Below are 19947 nucleotides of genomic sequence, written 5' to 3'. Positions count from 1 at the left end.
CCCTTCGTGTTACGCCCTTCCGGTGGTGGTATGGATCGTCTCTTTTCCGAAATCGCGATGCACCAGGCGCTCGGCCGCGCAATCGATCATCTCGGCCAGCCGCGCTTCTGGCGATTCCTGGTGCTGCTGCTCAATGAAATGGTGCCGTTCGACAACGCGCTCGCGACCGCGATCGGCCACGACGGCGTGCCGCTCGTGCTCGACGAATACGACACGGGCGGCACCGATGCCGCCTCGCCCGTGCCGCTCTACCTGAACGGCGTGTATCTGCTCGACCCGTTCCTGCAGGCCGCGCACGACGGGCTCGCCGACGGCTGTTACCGGCTCGAGGAGGTCGCGCCCGACCTGTTCCGGCAGAGCGAATATTTCCTGAGCTACTTCCGCGACGCGGTCGGCGACGACGAGATCCAGATCCTCGTGCGGCCGAACGCCGACATGCTGCTGTCGCTGTCGCTCGGCGCGGGCACGCGGTTCGACGTCGAGCCGCTCGGCAAGCTGACGGCCGCGATGCCATGGGTGCTCGCGGCGATCCGGCAGCACTGGCGGCTGGTGGGCGACGCGGCGCGTGCGACGCCCGACACCGATCTCGGCGCGCGGGTCGAGCAGGCGCTCGCGCGCTTCGGCGCGGGCGTGCTGACCGATCGCGAGATGTCGATCGCAAGAATGGTGCTGCGCGGCAATTCGTCGAAGGCGATTGCCGAACGGCTCGCGATATCCCCCGAAACGGTGAAGGTGCACCGGCGGCACCTGTACGCGAAGCTCGGGATTTCGTCGCAACCCGAGCTGTTTTCGCGCTTCATCCAGGCGCTGGGGGAAGACGCGGCCGGATGACCGCATCGATGCTGACGGATGGCAACCGGCGCGGAATCGGGCACACTCCGTGAAGCGCCGCATACCGTGGTCATCCGGTGAAACCGATGCGGATGCGCGATCGACAACAAGATTGCCCGACAACAGGAATCCCGACTCATGTCACTCATTCCGATCGTTGGAATTGGCTGGCTGTTTCTGTGCGCGATCAGCGCCGCATCGCTCGTGATCGTGCCGCCCGTGGTGCTGGTCGCCTGCCTGATGGGGAAGAACATCTGGTCGATCCTGACCCGCGGCCGGCTGCAATTCGCGTTCCTGGCCTACCTGGGTTCCGCGCCGGTGCCGGCGGTCTTCACGTTCCTGCTGGAAGCCGGCGCCACGGCCGGGAATCACGGTGGCGTGATGCCCGACAGCCAGTATCAATGGAACGAGCGGTTCTTTTTCGTGTTCGTCGCGGCGGCGGCACTGAGCGGCCTGCTGTTGCTGTTGCGGCCGAAAGACACGCAAGCGCCGAACGCCGAACCCTCGCAGCCTGCAAGATAGCCGGTGCGCGAATGCCGCGCCCGGCCGCCTGCCCGGTTCTCGAGCAGCGGCAGGCACGGTCGTGCGCAGCTTCCCGCTACTTCCACTTCGCGCCGATCTGCGCGAGCCCGGCGTTCTTGAGATCGTCCGGCAACATCACCACGCGGAACTCGCAGTCCGCATTCAACATCAGGAACCACGGCTCCGCGAGCGCCGGGATCTGCGACGGATCATTCACGTCGACGATCACGACCGCCCCGCGCCCGCCGCTCTGCTCCGTGAAATACACGGCCTCCGGCTTGACCGCTTCGAGTATTCGCCCGATCACGTCGCCGACGCTGCCGTCGCGCACCAGCGTGTTGAACGGCTCGTGAGGGATTCGTATGTTGAGAAGCATGCGCATGACCTTCCTCCTTGGGCTCCGCCCGGCCTGGGCCCTTCAAGCATAGGTGCTGCGCGATGCCGCGCCAGTGGCGCCACGCGCCGTGGCCGGCACGCATTCACATTCCGACGATTCGATGACGCCGCATCGCGCGAACGCCAATCGTTCACGACACGCGAATCCCCCGGGAATGTCGTCGCGGCCGATGCGCCGTCGAATCAGCGCCCCGCTCGCGCGGCCGCACCGCACCACACGCATCACACGGCACCGCCGTCCGCAGCGGGCGCGATCGCGAGACGCAGCGGACGCTCCGGCCGCAGCGTCACGTTCAGCACCGGCCGCGGCGGCGTCATGCCGGGCGGCGCCGACAATGCGTAGCGCTGCAGGATCATCGCCGCGACGACCGTCATTTCCGTCATCGCCAGATGCTGCCCGAGACACACGCGCGGGCCCGTGCCGAACGGCATGTAGGAGCCGCGCGGCGCGGCCGGCGCGTCGTCCGCAAAACGCTCGGGACGAAACGCGTCAGGCTCCGCAAACCATCGCGCATCGCGCTGCATGAGTTGCAGCGGCAGCATGAACAGCGTCCGCGCGGGAAACTGCCACGGCCCCAGCACGATCGGCCGCGACGCCCGGCGGCTGATCAGGATCGGCGCGGACGGATACAGGCGCAGCGTTTCCTCGAGCGTGTGCGTCAGGTAGCGCAACGACGAGCGCGTTTCGGCGGACGGCGCGCGACCGCCCAGCACGCGCGCCACTTCGTCGCGCGCCGCGGCCTGCGCCGCCGGATTCGCCGCCATGCACCAGGCCCACCAGGTCAGCGCCCCGGCCGTCGTCTCATGGCCCGCGAGGAACGCCGTCATGCATTCGTCGTGCACGGCCTGCAGCGGCCATCGCCGTGCGTCGTCCCGATGCAGCTTCAACAGGCGCGACAGCAGATCGTCCGGCCACGCGTGCGTCGGCAAGTCGAGACGCGCCTGCAGTTGCCGGTCGATCAGCCCGTTCAGCACGGCCATCGCCCGCGCCTTGCCACGCTTCCACGGCATCCAGTCCGGCGTGCTTGCCGGCCAGTAGAAATCGGCGTTGGCCGCCGCGCTCACCGCGCGCACGGCTTCCTCGGCCGCACGCGCATCGTCGCCGATCGCATCGGAGAACATCGTGCGCATGATCACGTCCATCGCCAGCGACGTCAGTGCGCTTTCGATCGGCCAGTCCGGATCGTGCGCGGGCCATTGCGCGAGCGCATGTCCGGCCGTCGCCGCGATCGACGGTACGAACGCCTGCACCGGCTTCGGCATGAAATTCGGCTGCAACGCCTGCCGCTTGTCGCGCCACGCGTCGCCTTCGGCGATCAGCACGCTATGGCCGTGAACCTCCGCAAACACCCGGACGGCTCGCTCCCAGCGCCCGAGCGCATCGTGATGTGTGACCAGGAGTTCGCGCACGAGCGCGGGATCGGTCACGACCACCGCATGCTCGGGCCACATGCGCAAGTGCATGACATCACCATATGCGCGCCGCCAACCGGCCAGCGTGCCGAGCAGGTCGCGCGACATCGCGCGCAACAGCCCCCAACCCGTCAGGCCGGCACGCGGCCCCGGCGGCCATACGCCGGGCGGGTGAAGCACGGGCGCCGAAGCCGCGGCGTCCGCATGGAATGGACATTGGGAAGTGGATCGCGTGTTCATGGGCCGGATTATCCGAATCGGCATGCGGGCGGTCTTGAACGCAAACGACATCGACACGCATCTGGCCGGCCCCTATACTCCGGCGTCATGTTCTCCGACCCGACATCGATCTCGCCGTCGTGCCCCGATCCGCTGGCACGCGCCCCGCGCGCGCCGAGCGACGGGCGGTCATCGCATGGGCGGCTGTACCCCGCGCCGGCTGCCCTGCAGGGCGCGGTGGTCGCGATCGTGTTGCACGACACGCGCGGGTTCGCGTTGAGCGACGCGCAGCGGCTCTCGCATTTTCCGGCCACGCCGCTCGTGTGCGTGTCGTGGTATCGGGATCTCGACGTGGGCTTCGTCGAACCCACGGCCGACGGGCCTCGGTGGCGCCCCTTCGGCGCCGCAGCGACGCTGTCGGGCAGCCATTCGGCCCCCACCGTGGCCTGGGCGCCGACCGGCGGACGGATCGGGATGATCTGCTTTACCGCCGATGCGGCGCGGGCGCTGTTCGGCATCGCACTGCCGGACATCCACGACCGCGTACTCGACGCGCACGCGTGCCTCGGCCACGACTGGCACCCGCTGCTCGATGGCCTGCTCGGCGCGGACCGCGATGCCGACGTGCTGGCGGCCATCGACCGTCATCTCGCACCGCGCTGGCAGGCGCTGCGGCCCGCGACACCGCTGGCGTCCCTTCGCAACGCAGGACGCAGCTGGGTCGAACGCCTCGCGCTGCAAGCGCGCGAATGGCGGCACACCCACAGCCCGCGGCAGGTCGAACGGCGAATCAAGACCTACAGCGGCCGATCGCTGCGCGAATGGCAAACGCTCGTCCGGACGGAAAGCGCGTTCTTCGCGGCGCGCGACCGGTTCGAAGCCGGCGCCGCGTTCAACTGGGCCACGCTGGCGCTGGACGAAGGGTTCGCCGACCAGGCGCACCTGAGCCGCGAGGTCAAGCGCATTACGGGTTTCTCGCCGAGCGAATTCACGCAACGTTTCATCGAGGACGAGTCGTTCTGGATGTATCGGCTGTGGGTGTGACGCACGGCGGCGCCACGGCGCCGGTCGCGCGAATGGGGCATACATTCCAATAGTAGAATGTTAGACATTGCGCCCAACCCCGCCGCCGCCCGCATCATTCCAGGAGCCCGTGATTGAACCCGTCGTCGTCGCCAGAACGCAAAGGGGTCGCCCTTTATGCGCGGATTGCCAGCCTGCTGCGCGGACGCATCCACCAGGGCGAATGGAAGCGCGGCGACCAGTTGCCGCCGATTCCCGAGCTGTGCGCGTTCTATCAGGCGGGCACGATCACCGTGCGCCAGGCGCTGGCCGAACTGAGTGCCGAAGGGCTCGTGAGCAGCGCGCGCGGCCGCGGCACGTTCGTCACGGCCGAGGTCGTCTCGCCGGCGGATAACCCGGCGCTGCGTGCCGCGATCAACGATCCGCTGCAACTCGCGCCCGGCCAGACCCTGCGCGTGCTGCTGCGCGAAGCCGTGACCGAATTGCCCGCCGCGCTACAGACCGGCCAGCCGATGCGCGCCGCCTACATGCGGATCCGCACGCTTCATCTGCACGACGGCACGCCTTACGGCGTGATGGACAGCTATGTCGCGCGCGAAACCTACGACCGGTTTCCGAAAGGCAGCGACGCGCGGCACAAGGTCGGCTATCTCGTCCGTCAATACAACCGTCTGCCGCTCGCGAAGGCCCGCCAGGAAATCACGGCCGCCTATGCGGACCAGGAAACGGCCGACCTGCTCGCGTCGGACGGCGCCGACTGCAGCATGGCCGACATGCTGATTCGCATGCGCCGCTGGTGGAGCGACGATGACGGCTGCATCGTCCACGCCGGGCTCTATCTCTATCGCGCCGACCGTTTCGTGCTCGACATCATGCACGATCTCGACGGCGACGACCGCAGTACCGACCTGGTCCCGTCGCCACGCACGGGCACCCGGAAAGGCGCGCGCAAGCCGGCGGCCTGACCCGACCACCGCGTCGTCACGCCGACACGCCGCCATCGTCGTCGCACATCGCACCGTAGACCCAATGCCGCAGGTCGCGACGAATCCGGTACGTCGTCGACGGCAGCAGTTGCGTCATGAACACGACGATCAGCTCCTCGACCGGGTCGATCCAGAAGGCCGTGCTGGCGCCGCCACCCCAGAAGTAATCGCCGACGCTGCCCGGCTGCATCGTCGCGGCCAGATCCTGCGTCACCGCGAAGCCGAGCCCGAAACCGAGCCCCGGATACACGGCCTCGCTGAACGTGGAGCGCGACATCCGGTCGAGAGTCTGGCCGCCCGGCAGATGATTCATCGTCATCAGTTCGACGGTCTTCGGGCTCAGGATCCGGTGCCCGTCGATCGAACCGCGATTCAGCAGCATCCGGCAGAAGCGCAGGTAATCGCCGGCCGTCGACACGAGCCCGCTGCCGCCCGATGCCAGCGCCGGCGGCCGGCGAAACGCGCTGGCCGCCGGGTCGTCCTGCAACACGAGAGCGCCATCGGCACCCGGGCGATAGCACGCGCACAGGCGCTCGGCCTGCTCGTCGGGTACGAAGAAACCGGTGTCGGGCATGCCGATCGGATCGAACAGCGCCTGCTTCAGGTAGTCGGCGAACGGCTGCCCGGAGATCTTCTCGACGAGGTAGCCGAGCACGTGCGTCGCGACCGAATAATTCCATTCGTCGCCCGGCGAGTAGTCGAGCGGCAGCCGGGCCAGATCCGCGATCATGCCGTCGAGACCGCCCGGGTTGCCCGGTTCGCCGAGCGCGAGTTCACGGTACGCGGCATCGACGTTCGTGCGGGCCTGGAAGAAATACGACAATCCGGCCGTATGGCGCAGCAGATCGACCATCAGCATCTCGCGCGTGACCGGCCGGGTCTGGAACCCGCCGAGGCTCCGCGCGCCGGCCACCGCAACGCCCAGCTCCTTCCATGCCGGAATCACGCTCGACACGGGATCGTCGAGCGCGACCAGCCCCTGCTCGACCAGCGTCATGAACGCGACGCTCGTGATCGGCTTGGTCATCGAATAGATGCGGAAAATCGCATCCTCGCGCATCGGCTTCGCCCGCTCGACGTCCATCGATCCGACGACGTTCACGTGCGCCAGCTCGCCACGGCGATGGATCATCGTCACCGCCCCCGGCAAGCGCCCGGACGCCACATACCGCTCGTTCAGCCGCGTGTCGAGCGCCTTCAGCCGCTGCGACGACAAACCCGGATGTGCCACCTTGGTCATGCCCCTGCTCCTGTTTCCACTTCGGTCTCGACACGCCGGAACCCGCGTCACGGTGCTCCATTAAGTGCGCTTGCCCGGCTTAAACATTCTAAAAATAGAACTATATCATTTTGCAGGGCGCTCGAACCACCGCGACTGATCGGCGACTCACGACGTACTCGATGCACGCCGGTTGCCCGATTCGGGACGCGCGGGCATGATGTCGCGAACCCTTGCGGCGGCCCTGTGAACGGCTCACCGCAACGCGCCGTCGATCGCGCCGGCCGGGATCCGCTTCGCACACGGCTGCCTCTGCCCACCTCCGCCCGCCCATGTCATTACGCGCATTCAGAACGCTGGTCGCCATCGCCCGATACCGGACGTTCGCGCGCGCCGGCGAAGCCATCGGCCTCACCCAATCGGCGGTGAGCCTGCAGATCAAGACGCTGGAAAGCGAATACAACGTGCAGTTGTTCGATCGCTCGCGCCGGCAGCCGGTGCTCACCGAGGCCGGCAACATCCTGCTTGCGCAGGCCGAGCAGGTGCTCGCGATGGTCGACCGGATTCCGGATGCGCTCAGCGACGAGAAGAAGCTGGTCGGGCGCCTGCGGATCGGCGCGATCCAGACGGCGCTGTCCGGCCCGCTGCCCGACGCGCTGCTCGCGCTGCGCGCGGCGCACCCGGGGCTGCGCGTGCACGTGTCGGCCGGGATGTCGGCCGAACTGGCGAACCGCGTCGCGGCCGGCGAACTCGATGCGGCGATCACGACAAGCCCGGTGCGCCCGCATCCGGCGGAGCTGACGTGGACCACGCTGTACGAGGATCGCTTCTGGCTGCTTACGCCGCCGGACCATGCGGAACGCGACGCGGTCACGCTGCTCGACGCACTGCCGTTCATCCGCTTCGATGCGCAGGCATGGGCCGGCCGCATGATCGCCGCCGAGCTGCGCCGCATCGGCGTGCGCGTGCGCGAGGAGATGGTGCTGGACAGCGCGGAAACGATCGCGCGGATGGTCGCGAGAGGGCTCGGCGCGGCGATCGTCGCGCTCCCCGATGCGACGCTCGCGCGCCTGCCGCCCGTCACGCGTTTGCCGTTCGGGCAGCCGCAGATGGGGCGCGCGGTCGTCCTGCTCGAACACCAGTCGCGTCCGGCCGAACGTTTCGCGCGCGCGCTGGCAGCCGAAGTCACCGCTTCATCAATGAGAATTTCTCATTGAACGCCCGATAATTAACAATTATTCCTGTTGCTTGCGCGTGTTAACTTGGCGGCATCGTCACTCTTTCGATTGCGTGTCGCCATGTTGCCCGCCGGATGGATTCCCGCCTCGTTCCGCTGCTTTGCGAGCCAGCCGCTCTCGGCGGCCCGCACCGCCCGCACGGCTCACGTGAAGGCACGCCGATGATCGGCCCGATCCTGCTCGCGCTGGCGCCGGTCGCGCTGCTGGTCGCGTTCGGCCACGGCCTGCGACGCACGGGCTTCATTGCCGACGCGTTCTGGCCGCAGGCCGAACGGTTGTGCTACTACGTGCTGCTGCCCGCGTTGTTCGCGGACGGCCTCGCGAACGCGCGGCTGCAATCGCTGCCCGTTTTACCGCTCGCGGCAGCGCTGGTCGGTTCGACCGCACTCGCCGCGGCGCTTCTCCTGCTGGTCCGCCGGTTCGTGCGGGTCGACGGTGCGGGCTTCACGTCGGTGTTCCAGGGCGCCGTGCGCTTCAACAACTATGTCGGCACCGCGCTCGCGGCCGGGCTGTTCGGCGCACAAGGCATCGCGCTCGCAGCCGTGTGCGTCGCGGCGATCGTCCCGACCGTCAACCTGATGTGCGTGCTCGTGTTCGCGCGCTACGGCGACACGCGGCTCGGCGCGGCGGCGCTCGCGCGCCAGATCCTGTCGAATCCGCTCGTCGTCGCGTGCGCGCTCGGGATCGCGATGCAAGCCGGCGGTGTGGCGTTCCCGGCGGCCGTCGCGCCGGCCGTGCGCGCGCTTGGCGTCGCGTCGATGCCGCTCGGCCTGCTGTGCGTGGGCGCGGCGCTGAGGTTCGATGCGGCGCGTGCGTGGCTGCAGCCGGTGTGCGTCGCGTCGGCGTTCAAGTTCATGGCGATGCCGCTGATCACGCTCGCCGCCGGCCGCCTGTTCGGGCTCGGCGACGCGGCGCTGACGGTCGCGCTGCTGTTCCAGGCGCTGCCGACGTCGTCGGCGTCGTACATCATGGCGCGCCAGCTCGGCGGCGATGCGCCGCTGATGGCCGGCATCACCGCGTTCCAGACGATCGCCGCGGCACTCGCGATGCCCGTCGTGCTGACCGCGCTCGCGTCGGCGCCCGTGTTTCGCTGACGACGCAGCGCCCGATCCGATCCCCCTGAATCCAGCCTGCACGCCGGCCATCGCGCGATTTGCCGTCGCCGGCCGCGCGCGTTCGCTCATGCGTTGCCGCAGGCGCTCACCGAGAAACCCCGACACATGAACGCTCCCGCCCCGCCCGCCGCCATCGTCGCCCCCCGGCCGCACGCGACCCTCTACGTGAAGCTCACGCTCGTCGCGCTGTTCTGGGGCGGGACGTTCATCGCGGGCCGGATCCTGGCCGCGACGATGTCCGCGACCGCCGCGGCCACCGGCCGCTTCGCGATCGCCGCGCTGCTGCTGGTCGTGCTGACGTGGAAGATCGAAGGCGGGCTGCCGAAGCTGAGCGGCCGCCAGATCCTGACGACCTTCGGGCTCGGCGCGACCGGCATCTTCCTGTACAACGTGTGCTTTTTCGCGGCGCTCGCGCGGATGCCGGCGGGCCGCACCGCGCTGTTCGTCGCGCTGAATCCCGTCGCCACCGCCGTGCTGCTGTCGATCGTCGTGCGCGGGGAACGCCTGTCGCTGTCGCGCTGGGCCGGCATCGCGGTCGCGCTGTTCGGCGCGCTGGTCGTGATCAGCCGCGGCGAATTGCTGCGGGTGCTGACCGATCTCGGCAACACGTTCGGCGCGGGCGAACGCTTCATGCTGTGCGCGGTGCTGAGCTGGGCCGCCTATACGGTGATCGGCCGGCGCGCGCTCGACGGGCTGTCGCCGCTGGCGGCCACGACGTATGCGGCGCTGTGGGGCCTCGCACTGCTGATCGTCGCGCACCTGTTCGGCTCGCCCGCCGGCAACGACACGCCGCTGACGTGGCAGGCCGTCGCGTCGATGCTGTATCTGGGCGCGATCGGCACGGTGGTCGCGTTCGTCTGGTATTCGCAGGGGATCCGCGAACTCGGGCCGGCCCGCGCGGCCGTGTTCACCAACCTGGTGCCCGTGTTCGGCGTGCTGCTGTCGGTCGTGCTGCTCGGCGAGCCGTTGTCGCCGTCGATGCTGGCCGGCGGTGCGCTCGTGATCGCGGGCGTCGCGTTGACCAATCGGGCGAGGCGCTGACGCACGGGCATGCGCAACGCGCCCTTCGGGGACGGATGCTTAATACCGGTGCGAAGCATGGCGGCGATCGCCATGCCGTTGCGTGACGCATACGCGCGGCCGATACGCCCCCGATGTTCTCGCAGCCCCGCCAAAAACCGCCTATCGTGAATGGAGCGCTCCGTTCGCCGCCATTCGACCCTGCGTCGCTCGCACCTGCGGCGACGGCACCGCGTTCCGGCACCATTCATCGCGATCCTGGCGCACGCTCGCCCGTGCACGATCGCGGCCGCCCACCGGGTTACAGGAGGCCCTCATGAAAGCCGCGCTGCTCGTCAGCTCCGCCCTGCTCGCCATTGCATCCGCTTCGGCGTCGGCTCAAGGCTCGATCACGAAAGTCGAAAACGGCGCGCTCGTCGCCGCGAACGGGATGACCGTCTACGCATTCGACCACGACAAGCCCAACGCCGGCACCAGCGCCTGCACGGGCCAATGCGAATCCTTCTGGCCGCCCTACAAGGCCAGCGCGACCGATGTCCCGGTCGGCCCCTACACGATCGTCAAGCGCGATGACGGCAGCCCGCAATGGGCGTACAAGGGCAAGCCGCTGTACTTCTTCTCGAAGGACATGAAACAGGGCGACCGCAACGGCGACAACTTCAAGAACATGTGGCACGTGGTGGCACCGTAAGCGTTCTTCTGCCTTCCGCCCCATCCGCGCAGACATGAAAAAGCCCGCTCCGATCGTCGATCGAAGCGGGCCTTTGCGCGTCATGCCGGCCGCATGCAGCCGGAACAAACGTCAGCGGTTCGACGGGAAGCTGAACACCGTCCCTTCTCGCACGCCGGCCGACGGCCAGCGCTGCGTGATCGTCTTGCGCTTCGTGTAGAAGCGCACGGCGTCCGGGCCGTACGCGTGCAGGTCGCCGAACAGCGAGCGCTTCCAGCCGCCGAACGAGTGGTACGCGACCGGCACCGGCAGTGGCACGTTGATACCGACCATGCCGATCTGGATGTTATCGCCGAAGTAGCGCGCGGCCTCGCCGTCGCGCGTGAACAGGCACGTGCCATTGCCGTACTCGTGCGCGTCGATCAGTGCCATCGCCTCGTCGAGCGACTTCAGCCGGATCACGCCGAGCACGGGCCCGAAGATCTCGTGCTGGTAGATCGGCATGCCGGCCTTCACGTTGTCGAACAGGCACGGGCCGAGGTAATAGCCGCCGTCGTGGCCGTCGACCTTCACGCTGCGGCCGTCGACGACGAGCGTCGCGCCCGCTTCCACGCCTGCTTCGACGAAGCCCGTCACCTTCTCGAAATGCTGCTGCGTGACGAGCGGGCCCATGTCGACGCCCGCGCCGTTGCCCGGGCCGACCTTCATCTTCTCGATCTCGGCCTTCAGGCCCGCGACGACCTTGTCGCCCGTCTCGTCGCCGATCGCGACGACCAGCGGAATCGCCATGCAGCGCTCGCCGCACGAGCCGTATGCGGCGCCCATCAGCGCGTTCACCGCGTTGCCGATGTCGGCGTCCGGCATCACGACCGCGAAGTTCTTCGCGCCGCCGAGCGCCTGCACGCGCTTGCCGTGCGCGCAGCCGGTCGAGTAGATGTATTCGGCGATCGGCGTCGAGCCGACGAAGCTCACCGCCTTCACGCGCGAGTCGGTCAGCAAGGTGTCGACCGCTTCCTTGTCGCCGTTCACGACGTTCAGCACGCCCGGCGGCAGGCCGGCTTCGAGCGCGAGCTCGGCCATGCGCAACGTAGACGACGGCGTGCGCTCCGACGGCTTCAGCACGAACGTGTTGCCGCACGCGACGGCCATCGGCCACATCCACAGCGGCACCATCACCGGGAAGTTGAACGGCGTGATGCCGGCCGCGACGCCGAGCGCCTGGAACTCGCTCCACGAATCGATCGCGGGGCCGACGTTCTTGCTGTGCTCGCCCTTCAGCAGCTCGGGCACGTAGGTCGCGTATTCGACGTTCTCGATCCCGCGCTGCAGTTCGCCCATCGCATCGGCGAGCACCTTGCCGTGCTCGGCCGTGATCAGCGCGCACAGCTCGTCGGCGTGCTCCTCGAGCAGCGTCTTGAGGCGGCTCATCACGCGGGCGCGCTTCAGCGGCGGCGTGTTGCGCCAGGCCGGGAACGCGGCCTGCGCGGACGCGATCGCGGCTTCGACGGTCAGCTTGTCGGCAAGCGCGACGCTCTTGTGCGATTCGCCGGTGGCCGGGTCGAACACCGGCTGGACGCGACTGCCGCCGTCGACGCGCTTGCCGTCGATCAGGTGGCCGACGGTGGAGGTTACGTTGCTGTCGTGTTTCATTGTTCAGGCTCTTTCGTGAATTCGGTTATCGCTCGGGGCAGGCCACGGCTCAGTCCACTTCGTTCAGTGCATCGGACAGCGCGTTGACCAGGTTGTCGATCTCGCGCTTCTCCGAAATGAACGGGGGCGCCAGCTGGATCGTGTCGCCGCCGTAGCGCACGTAGAAACCCTTCGCCCAGCAACGCATCGCGATCTCGTACGGGCGCCGTGCCGGCTCGCCCGGCAGCGCGGCGATCGTCAGACCGGCAGCCAGCCCGTAGTTGCGGATGTCGGTGATGTGGCGCTGGCCTTTCAGCCCATGCACCGCGGCTTCGAAATGCGGCGCGAGATCACGCACGCGGGCCACCGCGTCTTCCTTCACCAGCAGGTCGAGCGCCGCGACGCCGGCCGCGCATGCCACCGGATGCGCCGAATACGTGTAGCCGTGCGGGAACTCGAGCATGTACTCGGGGCCGCCCGCGGCCATGAACGTGTCGTAGATTTCCTTCGTCGCGATCACGCCGCCGAGCGGCTGCACGCCGTTCGTCACCTGCTTCGCGAAGTTCATGATGTCCGGCACCACGCCGAACGCGTCGGCGCCCGTCATCGCACCGGCACGGCCGAAGCCCGTGATGACTTCGTCGAAAATCAGCAGGATGTCGTGCGCGGTACAGATGTCGCGCAGGCGCTTCAGATAGCCCTTCGGCGGCACGACCACGCCCGCCGAACCGGAGAACGGCTCGACGATCACGGCCGCGATGTTCGATGCGTCGTGCAGCGCGATCAGCTCGAGCAGGCGGTCGGCCAGCTCGGCGCCGTGCTCGGGCATTCCGCGCGAGAACTTGTTCTCGGCGAGTTGCGTGTGCGGCAGGAAATCGGCGTCGAGGCCCTGGCCGAACAGCTTGCGGTTCGGTCCGATCCCGCCGACCGAGATGCCGCCGAAGTTCACGCCGTGATAGCCCTTCTCGCGGCCGATCAGGCGCGTCTTCGTGCCCTTGCCCTTCGCGCGCCAGTAAGCGCGGGCCAGCTTCAGCGACGTATCGGCCGCTTCCGAGCCCGAACCCGTGAAGAACACGTAGTCGAGGCCGGCCGGCGTCAGGTCCTTGATCTTGTTCGCGAGTTCGAACGACTTCGGATGGCCGAACTGGAATGCCGGCGCGTAGTCGAGCTGCGCGACCTGGCGGCTCACGGCTTCGACGATTTCCGTGCGGCCATGACCGAGGCCCGTGCACCAGAGGCCCGACAGGCCGTCGAAGATCTTGCGGCCTTCGCCGTCCGTGTAATACGCGCCCTTGCCCGACACGATCATGCGCGGGTCGGCCTTGAACTGGCGGTTGGCCGTGAACGGCATCCAGTGCGCGTCGAGCCATGCGGCGTCGGTGCGGAGGTTGGTTTCGTCCTGCTGGGCGGTGGTGATGTCGGTCATGTCGGTCGGCGCGGCGCGCCCCTCCTCCTTGTGATGATGTTGCACATTGTCGGGACGCCAATTAGTCTTTTGAATATCGCAATATCAATGTTCACTTGCTCAACTATGCAAGCAAAGAAACCGAAGAGCCGCGCGCTGCTCGGGCAGCTCAGCGACATGGATCTCCGCCTGCTGCGGGTCTTCAAGGGCGTCGTGCAGTGCGGCGGGATGGCGGCAGCCGAACTGGAACTGAATATCGGCATTTCGACGATCAGCCGGCACGTGAAGGATCTGGAAACGCGCCTCGGCCTCGTACTGTGCCGGCGCGGCCGCGCGGGCTTCACGCTGACGCCCGAAGGCCAGACGGTCTATGAGGAGACATTGCGGCTGCTCGCGTCGATGGAAGCATTTCGCAGCAGGATCGACGGCATTCACGATCGGATGGGCGGCGAACTGCACATCGCGGTTTTCGACAAGACGGCCACCAATGCGAACGCGCGGCTCGGCGACGCGATCCGCCAGTTCGCCGACGAAGCGCCCGACGTCGCGCTGAACCTGCATGTCGCGTCGATCAACGAGGTCGAGCGCGGGATCATCGACGGCAGCTATCAGGTCGGGATCATTCCCGCGCACCGCAACTCGGGCAGCCTCGTGTATTCAGAGCTGTTCGACGAACGGATGCTGCTCTACTGCGGCCGCCAGCACCCGCTTTACGATGCGCCGCACGGCAAGCTCACGTGGACGACGATCCGCAACCATGCGTTCGCGGGCCTCGGCTTCCATTCGCCGAACATGGAACTGAGCCACCGCGCGAAGCTCACGCGCAGCGCGACCGCGTCGGACCAGGAGTCGATCGCGACGCTGATCCTGTCCGGCCGCTATCTCGGCTTCCTGCCCGACCACTACGCGGAAAGCTTCGAAAACAAGGGGCTGATGCAGCCGATCGCGCCGCAGCGGTTTAACTACCGGTGCCGGTTCGTGAGCCTGTTGCGGCGCTCGCCGCGGCCGTCGCGGGCCGCGCTGCTGTTTCAGTCGTGTCTCGAAGCCGCGCACGCGGCGGCACGGCCGGCGGCGTAACGATTGTCGCGGCTAAGTGGCTGAGTGGCTGGGTGCTTGGGTGCTTGGGTGCTTGGGTGCTTGGGTGCTTGGGTGCTTGGGTGCTCGGGTGCTCGGGTGCTCGGGTGCTCGGGTGCTCGGGTGCTCGAGCAGCCTGCGCCGGTGTCACAGCCGCTCAGGCCCCGTCGCCCATCCCCGGCTGCGCACGCATCCGCTTCATGAAATGCGTTGCGACGAGCGCCGCGGCAAAACCCGATATCGCGCCGACGCCGAGCGCCCAGCGCGGGCCGAGATGGTTCGCCACCCAGCCTGCCACCGGCGCGCCGATCGGCGTGCCGCCGAGCGCCACCGCGAGACGCAGCGCCATCACGCGGCCGCGCATCGCCGGCTCGGTCGACAGTTGCACCAGGCTGTTGGTCGAGTTCATGAAGGTGATCGCGGCGATCCCGGTCAGCACGAGCGCGGCGCCGAACAGCCAGTAGCCCGGCGCCAGCGCGGCCAGCGTACAGCCGAGCCCGAACAGCGCCGCGCCGATCCACAAATGCCGGAAGCGCGGCCGGTCGCGGCGCGCCGCCAGCAACGCCCCGGTAATCGTGCCGACGGCCATCATCGACGACAGCACGCCGAAGCCACGCGCGTCGACATGAAACACGCTGGCGGCCATCGTCGAGATGAACAACTGGAAATTAAGCCCGAACGTGCCGATCAGGAACAGCATCACGAGGATCGCTTTCAGGTCCGGGCGCTGCCACACGTAACGGAACCCGTCGAGCAGGCTGCCGCGCGTGCGGTCGGCCCGCGCGTGGGCACGCAGCTCGTCGGCGCGCAGCATCGACAGCGACGCCAGCACCGCGACGAAGCTGAGCCCGTTGAGCAGGAACGCCCAGCCGGTGCCGACCGACGCGATGATGAAGCCGGCCGCTGCCGGCCCGATCATCCGCGCCGCGTTGAACGACGTCGAATTAAGCGCGACGGCATTCGCCAGTTCCCGATCGGCGACCAGCTCGGCAACGAACGTCTGCCGCACCGGCGCATCGAACGCCGACGCGCAACCGAACAGGAACGCGAACAGATACACGTGCCACAGCTGCGCGACGCCTGTCACCGTCAGCAGCCCCAGCAAGAGCGCGAGCCCGCCCATCAGCGCCTGTGTCGCCATCAGCAGCTTGCGCTGGTCGAAACGGTCGGCCGCGTAGCCCGTCCACGGCAACAGCAGAAGCTGCGGGCCGAACTGCAGCGACATCACGATACCGACGGCCGACGCGTCGTGATGCGTGAGCTGCGTCAGGACGAGCCAGTCCTGCGCGGTGCGCTGGATCCACGTGCCGATGTTGGACACCAACGAACCGATCGCCCACACGCGATAGTTGAAGCTGCGAAGCGAGCGGAAGACGCCCGCCGCCGGCACGCTCATGGCCGCTCCCGGTCGGGCTCGTTGCCGCCGTGCAGCGCGCCGAAATGCCGCGCGACGAACAGGCCGAGCACGAGGATGCCGAGGCCGAACGCCGCCGCGTCGGCCGTGACCCGGAGGTCGAAATCGCCGACCCGGCACACCAGCACATAGGCAATCACGAGGTTCGCGACGCCCCACACGACATTCACGGTGGACGACGACAACCCGCGCCCGGGCGGATTCGCAAACGGGGTCTGGAACGGCTCGCCGCGCAACCCGCTGACGAGATGCGGCACGACGTTCGCGAGAAATGCGCCGCCGAAGAAATACGACACGAGATGCGGGAGGTTCATGTTCGGGCTGTCCTTTCGGCTAACGGGTCGATGCGGGTGACGGACGCGGCGGTTCCTGGAATTCGGCGAGCCGCTGCAGCAGCTTCACGGCCGACGCGAGCTCGGCCTGTTCGCGCTCCGACAGTTGCGCGTGCAACGCGCGGAACAGCCAGTCGTCCTTGGCCGCGCGGTTGGCCTGCAGCACCTTGCGGAAACCGGGCGTGAGCGCGATCAGCGTCTGCCGGCCGTCGGAGGGATCGGGCTCGCCGCTGACGGCGCCCAGCGTCTCGAGTGTCGCGACCGTCACGCGCATCGACTGCGGGCGCACGCTTTCGGCACGCGCGAGCGCCGACACGGTCGCCGGGCCGTCGCGGTCGAGCCGCAACAGCACCGACTTCTGCGATGACGTGAGGTCGTTCGGGTGGATCTGCTCCCGCATCCGCCGCATCAGTTTTCCGACCGAGATGCGGAGTTCGCCGGCGAGACCGGCCAGTGGGAGCGCTTCGGAGGGAGGCAATGGCGTGTTCATGAATTCAAGATAGCATATATACAGTCAAACTGTACAGTTTGGCTGCATATTTCAAGCTGTAAGGATCGCCTCGCCGCATGCGCTCGGGCCATCATGAAACGTCCCGTTCGGCTGCGCGACCCGGCTCTGCGATAATGCAGGCTCCCCATTTCCGCTCCGCCTCCCGCCATGACGCAGCCGTCCGCCCCGCTCTCCACCGACCTGCCGCCGATCTCGTGCCTGCCCGGCGACGCGCTGCCGTGGCTGCCGATGAGCGCCGACCTGCCGGGGCTCGCGATCAAGTACCTGCACATCAATGCGGCCGAGGACACGCTGACCGCGCTGCTGAAGATGCCGGCCGGCGGCACGCTGCCGCGCCACCGTCACGACGGCGAGGTGTTCGTCCATACGTTGCAGGGGGCGTGGCGCTACCGCGAATACGACTGGGTCGCGCACGCCGGCTCGACGGTGCTCGAACCGGCCGGCTCGGTGCATACGCCGGAAACGCTCGGCGCGCCCGGTGAGGACGTGATCACGCTCAACGTGATGCGCGGCGATCTCGTGCTGCTCGACGACGACGGCCGCGAGACCGCGCGCGAGAACTGCCGCGTCGCGCTGCTGCGCCAGCGCAAGCATGCACGCACGGCGCCGGACGACGCCGCGCCGTTCGTCACGCGCTGAATGCCGGGTGGCCGCGGGGATCGAACGGATCGCTCGTCACCACCGTAACTATTGTCAGGACGGGAACAACAGGCTGATGCCGATGCCGACGACGGTTCAGCCCGTTTCCCGCTCATCCGCCCGCGCGTCGCGCCGCATCGCCTGCGGCGGCACGCCGAAACCGCGCACGAACGCCTCGCGCATATGCCGGCGGTCGCGAAAGCCGTTTTCCTTGGCAATCACGTCCAGCGAATGGCGGCTCTGCTCGATCATCAGCCGCGCAGACTCCAGCCGCAGCCGCTCGATCGCCTTCGCCGGCGACTGCCCCGTTTCGAGCGTGAACACGCGGCTGAACTGGCGCGGACTCAGGTGGACGGCTTCCGCGAGATCCTCGACGGTCAGCGCGCGGCCGAGATGCTGCCGCGCGTAGTTCAGCGCGTTCTGGATCCGGTCGGACTTCGGCGCGAGCTCCAGCATTTCCGAATGCTGCGACTGGCCGCCGGCCCGCCGCTGGTTCATCACGAGCTTGTGGGCGACCGATCGGGCCGCATCGGCGCCCAGATCCTTTTCGACCATCGCGAGCGCGAGGTCGAGGCCGGCCGTCATCCCGGCCGACGTCCAGATCGGGCCGTCGACGATGTAGATCCGGTCCTCCTCGACCCGTATCTCCGGATAGCACCGCTGCATGTCGCGGCCATACGCCCAGTGCGTCGTCGCACGGCGCTGCGCGAGCAGCCCGGCTTCGGCCAGCACGAACGCACCCGTGCAGATACCGGCAATCCGCCGCGCGCGCGCATTGGTGCGGCGCAGGAACGCGACGACGTCGGCCGGCGCCGGCGACGCGATCGGATCGTTGACGCCCGCGACGATCCACGTATCGACGGCGATCCGCCCGCGCAGCGCGCGCGTGGCAACCGGCAGCCCGAGTGACGAGCGCACGTCGCCGCCGTCGACCGAATAGTTGTCCATCACGTAGAACGGCTCGCTCATGCCCATGTTCGCGTACTCGAACACCGACTGCGCGGCGAGCGCCATGATCTGGAAGCCGTCGCTGATCAGAAAGCCGATGCGGTGCATGTGCGTTCTCCCGTCCCGGGCGCGTAGGTCGGCCCGATGTCCTGAATCATACCCATCTACGTCATTTGTGTCGCAGCGTTTCGAGACCAGAATGGCTTCACGCCATCCGGCCATTTCCATCGAAACGGAGCACATCATGACGCAAGCACATCGCGGTACCGCCCTCATTACCGGCGCCTCGTCGGGCATCGGCGCCATCTACGCCGATCGCCTCGCGCGCCGCGGCTACGACCTGATCCTGGTCGCGCGCAGCCGCGACCGGCTCGCCGCCCTCGCCGACCGCATCACGAACGACACGCAGCGCAGCGTCGAGATCACCGACGCCGACCTCAACGACCGCGCCGCGCTCGCCACCGTCGAGGCGAAGCTGAAGCAGGATGCGAGCATCACGCTGCTCGTGAACAACGCGGGCATCGGCACGCATGCGCCGCTGCTCGACAGCGACGTCGACGCAATGACGCGGATGATCGACCTGAACGTGACCGCGCTCACGCGCCTCACCTATGCGGCGGTACCCGGTTTCGTCGCACGCGGCCTCGGCGCGGTGATCAACATTTCGTCGATCGTCGCGATCTCGCCGGAAACGCTGAACGGCGTATACGGCGGCAGCAAGGCGTTCGTGCTCGCGTTCAGCCAGTCGCTGCATCATGAACTCGCCGACAAGGGCGTGCAGGTGCAGGCCGTGCTGCCGGGCGCGACCGCCACCGATTTCTGGCAGACGGGCGGCCTGCCGCTCGAGCACCTGCCGAAGGAAATCGTGATGCCGGCGCCGGACATGGTCGACGCGGCGCTGGTCGGCTTCGATCGTGGCGAACTCGTGACGATCCCGTCACTGCACGCGGGCGACGAATGGGCCGCTTACGAGGCCGCGCGCCGCACGATGGCCCCGCACCTGTCGGCCGACACGCCCGCGCCGCGCTACGCGACGGTACGCTGAGCACGCGGCATCCCGCAGGTCGAAAGCGACGAGCGCGCCGAACCCCGGGATGTGCTGCGGAACACGGCGATACGCGGCGAATCGCCGGCACGCATCCCAGGTTCCGCGGCACGTTTCCGGGCACGTGCCGAACGGTCGATTTGTCTGCGGGAACCCGCACCGGATTATTTCCCGGCCGGCGTAAATGTCGCGCGCCGACCGACGATTCCGGTTCGCTTGCCACGCATTCCGCGCAACAGTAAGCTCTGCGATTGCAGTCCCCAAGCGACCTCGTTCGACCGGTATTCGTCCGATCACG

General features: G+C 68.1%; 20 protein-coding genes. 11 read left to right on the top strand and 9 right to left on the bottom strand.

All coding sequences use genetic code 11. From position 1 onward, the window contains the following. Positions 1-30: 30 nt before the first annotated feature. Together BDI24065_RS05600 and BDI24065_RS05595 are read left to right on the top strand one after the other, a co-directional pair. On the top strand, positions 31-831 hold the full coding sequence (locus tag BDI24065_RS05600; protein WP_175030374.1) for a helix-turn-helix transcriptional regulator: 801 nt from the start codon (positions 31-33) through the stop codon (positions 829-831). Between the two features lie 138 nt (positions 832-969). Beyond that, entirely contained in the window at positions 970-1353 is a 384-nt protein-coding gene (locus tag BDI24065_RS05595; protein ID WP_175030373.1) for a hypothetical protein, read from the top strand. A gap of 76 nt (positions 1354-1429) precedes the next feature. On the opposite strand, the gene BDI24065_RS05590 is transcribed toward BDI24065_RS05595, so the two are convergent. Both BDI24065_RS05590 and BDI24065_RS05585 read right to left on the bottom strand, forming a co-directional pair. Further along, the gene (locus BDI24065_RS05590) at positions 1430-1735 is read right to left on the bottom strand and encodes a panthothenate synthetase (RefSeq protein ID WP_175030372.1); all 306 of its coding nucleotides are present in this window, start codon (positions 1733-1735) and stop codon (positions 1430-1432) included. 236 nt (positions 1736-1971) lie between these two features. Next, positions 1972-3402 (bottom strand): cytochrome P450, encoded by a 1431-nt coding sequence (locus tag BDI24065_RS05585; RefSeq protein WP_175030371.1) that lies wholly within the window; start codon positions 3400-3402, stop codon positions 1972-1974. Between the two features lie 87 nt (positions 3403-3489). Between BDI24065_RS05585 and BDI24065_RS05580 the strand changes: the two genes are divergently transcribed. After that, a complete protein-coding gene (locus BDI24065_RS05580; protein ID WP_175030370.1) occupies positions 3490-4425 on the top strand; it encodes a helix-turn-helix transcriptional regulator in 936 nt (311 codons plus the stop codon). 113 nt (positions 4426-4538) lie between these two features. Beyond that, positions 4539-5369 carry a GntR family transcriptional regulator gene (locus BDI24065_RS05575; RefSeq protein WP_175030369.1) on the top strand — a complete coding sequence of 277 codons (831 nt, stop codon included), beginning with the start codon at positions 4539-4541 and terminating at the stop codon, positions 5367-5369. A gap of 16 nt (positions 5370-5385) precedes the next feature. On the opposite strand, the gene BDI24065_RS05570 is transcribed toward BDI24065_RS05575, so the two are convergent. Beyond that, a complete protein-coding gene (locus tag BDI24065_RS05570; protein ID WP_175030368.1) occupies positions 5386-6630 on the bottom strand; it encodes a serine hydrolase domain-containing protein in 1245 nt (414 codons plus the stop codon). A gap of 311 nt (positions 6631-6941) precedes the next feature. Between BDI24065_RS05570 and BDI24065_RS05565 the strand changes: the two genes are divergently transcribed. The 4 genes from BDI24065_RS05565 (at position 6942) to BDI24065_RS05550 (ending at position 10673) form a co-directional block, all read left to right on the top strand. Then, positions 6942-7826 (top strand): LysR substrate-binding domain-containing protein, encoded by an 885-nt coding sequence (locus BDI24065_RS05565; protein WP_175030367.1) that lies wholly within the window; start codon positions 6942-6944, stop codon positions 7824-7826. A gap of 182 nt (positions 7827-8008) precedes the next feature. After that, positions 8009-8941, top strand: coding sequence for an AEC family transporter (locus BDI24065_RS05560; protein ID WP_217481803.1), 933 nt, complete (start codon positions 8009-8011; stop codon positions 8939-8941). 126 nt (positions 8942-9067) lie between these two features. Beyond that, positions 9068-10003, top strand: a complete 936-nt coding sequence (locus BDI24065_RS05555; protein ID WP_175030365.1) for a DMT family transporter — start codon at positions 9068-9070, stop codon at positions 10001-10003. A 295-nt stretch (positions 10004-10298) separates the two neighbouring features. Further along, positions 10299-10673, top strand: coding sequence for a COG4315 family predicted lipoprotein (locus BDI24065_RS05550; RefSeq protein WP_175030364.1), 375 nt, complete (start codon positions 10299-10301; stop codon positions 10671-10673). A gap of 111 nt (positions 10674-10784) precedes the next feature. Here the strand turns inward: BDI24065_RS05550 and BDI24065_RS05545 are convergent, their stop codons facing one another. Next, the gene (locus BDI24065_RS05545; protein ID WP_175030363.1) at positions 10785-12302 is read right to left on the bottom strand and encodes a CoA-acylating methylmalonate-semialdehyde dehydrogenase; all 1518 of its coding nucleotides are present in this window, start codon (positions 12300-12302) and stop codon (positions 10785-10787) included. 49 nt (positions 12303-12351) lie between these two features. Further along, positions 12352-13707 (bottom strand): aspartate aminotransferase family protein, encoded by a 1356-nt coding sequence (locus tag BDI24065_RS05540; protein ID WP_011355300.1) that lies wholly within the window; start codon positions 13705-13707, stop codon positions 12352-12354. Positions 13708-13812: 105 nt separating this feature from the next. On the opposite strand from BDI24065_RS05540, the gene BDI24065_RS05535 reads away from it, so the two are divergent. Continuing rightward, a complete protein-coding gene (locus BDI24065_RS05535) occupies positions 13813-14763 on the top strand; it encodes a LysR family transcriptional regulator (protein WP_175030362.1) in 951 nt (316 codons plus the stop codon). A gap of 154 nt (positions 14764-14917) precedes the next feature. Here BDI24065_RS05535 and BDI24065_RS05530 read toward each other — a convergent pair whose 3' ends face one another. The 3 genes from BDI24065_RS05530 to BDI24065_RS05520 are packed head-to-tail and all read right to left on the bottom strand — an operon-like array spanning position 14918 to position 16996. Then, positions 14918-16156 (bottom strand): MFS transporter, encoded by a 1239-nt coding sequence (locus BDI24065_RS05530; protein ID WP_175030361.1) that lies wholly within the window; start codon positions 16154-16156, stop codon positions 14918-14920. Further along, positions 16153-16488: a hypothetical protein gene (locus BDI24065_RS05525; RefSeq protein WP_175030360.1), complete on the bottom strand. Its 336-nt coding sequence runs from the start codon at positions 16486-16488 to the stop codon at positions 16153-16155. The genes BDI24065_RS05530 and BDI24065_RS05525 overlap by 4 nt, the downstream gene beginning before the upstream one ends. Positions 16489-16507: 19 nt before the next feature. Beyond that, entirely contained in the window at positions 16508-16996 is a 489-nt protein-coding gene (locus tag BDI24065_RS05520) for a MarR family winged helix-turn-helix transcriptional regulator (RefSeq protein ID WP_175030359.1), read from the bottom strand. Between the two features lie 168 nt (positions 16997-17164). Between BDI24065_RS05520 and BDI24065_RS05515 the strand changes: the two genes are divergently transcribed. Then, positions 17165-17656 carry a 2,4'-dihydroxyacetophenone dioxygenase family protein gene (locus BDI24065_RS05515; protein WP_128843224.1) on the top strand — a complete coding sequence of 164 codons (492 nt, stop codon included), beginning with the start codon at positions 17165-17167 and terminating at the stop codon, positions 17654-17656. Between the two features lie 96 nt (positions 17657-17752). On the opposite strand, the gene BDI24065_RS05510 is transcribed toward BDI24065_RS05515, so the two are convergent. Beyond that, complete coding sequence (locus tag BDI24065_RS05510; protein WP_175030358.1) at positions 17753-18712, bottom strand: GlxA family transcriptional regulator; 960 nt, start codon at positions 18710-18712, stop codon at positions 17753-17755. A 136-nt stretch (positions 18713-18848) separates the two neighbouring features. Here BDI24065_RS05510 and BDI24065_RS05505 point away from each other — a divergent pair, with 136 nt between their 5' ends. Beyond that, positions 18849-19649, top strand: coding sequence for an SDR family NAD(P)-dependent oxidoreductase (locus tag BDI24065_RS05505; RefSeq protein ID WP_175030357.1), 801 nt, complete (start codon positions 18849-18851; stop codon positions 19647-19649). Positions 19650-19947: the final 298 nt, after the last annotated feature.

It is taken from the genome of Burkholderia lata (assembly GCF_902499025.1).
Lineage (GTDB): Bacteria > Pseudomonadota > Gammaproteobacteria > Burkholderiales > Burkholderiaceae > Burkholderia > Burkholderia lata_C.
Note: the sequence above shows the minus strand (reverse complement) of the source record. Positions and strands in the feature narration are given on the sequence as shown.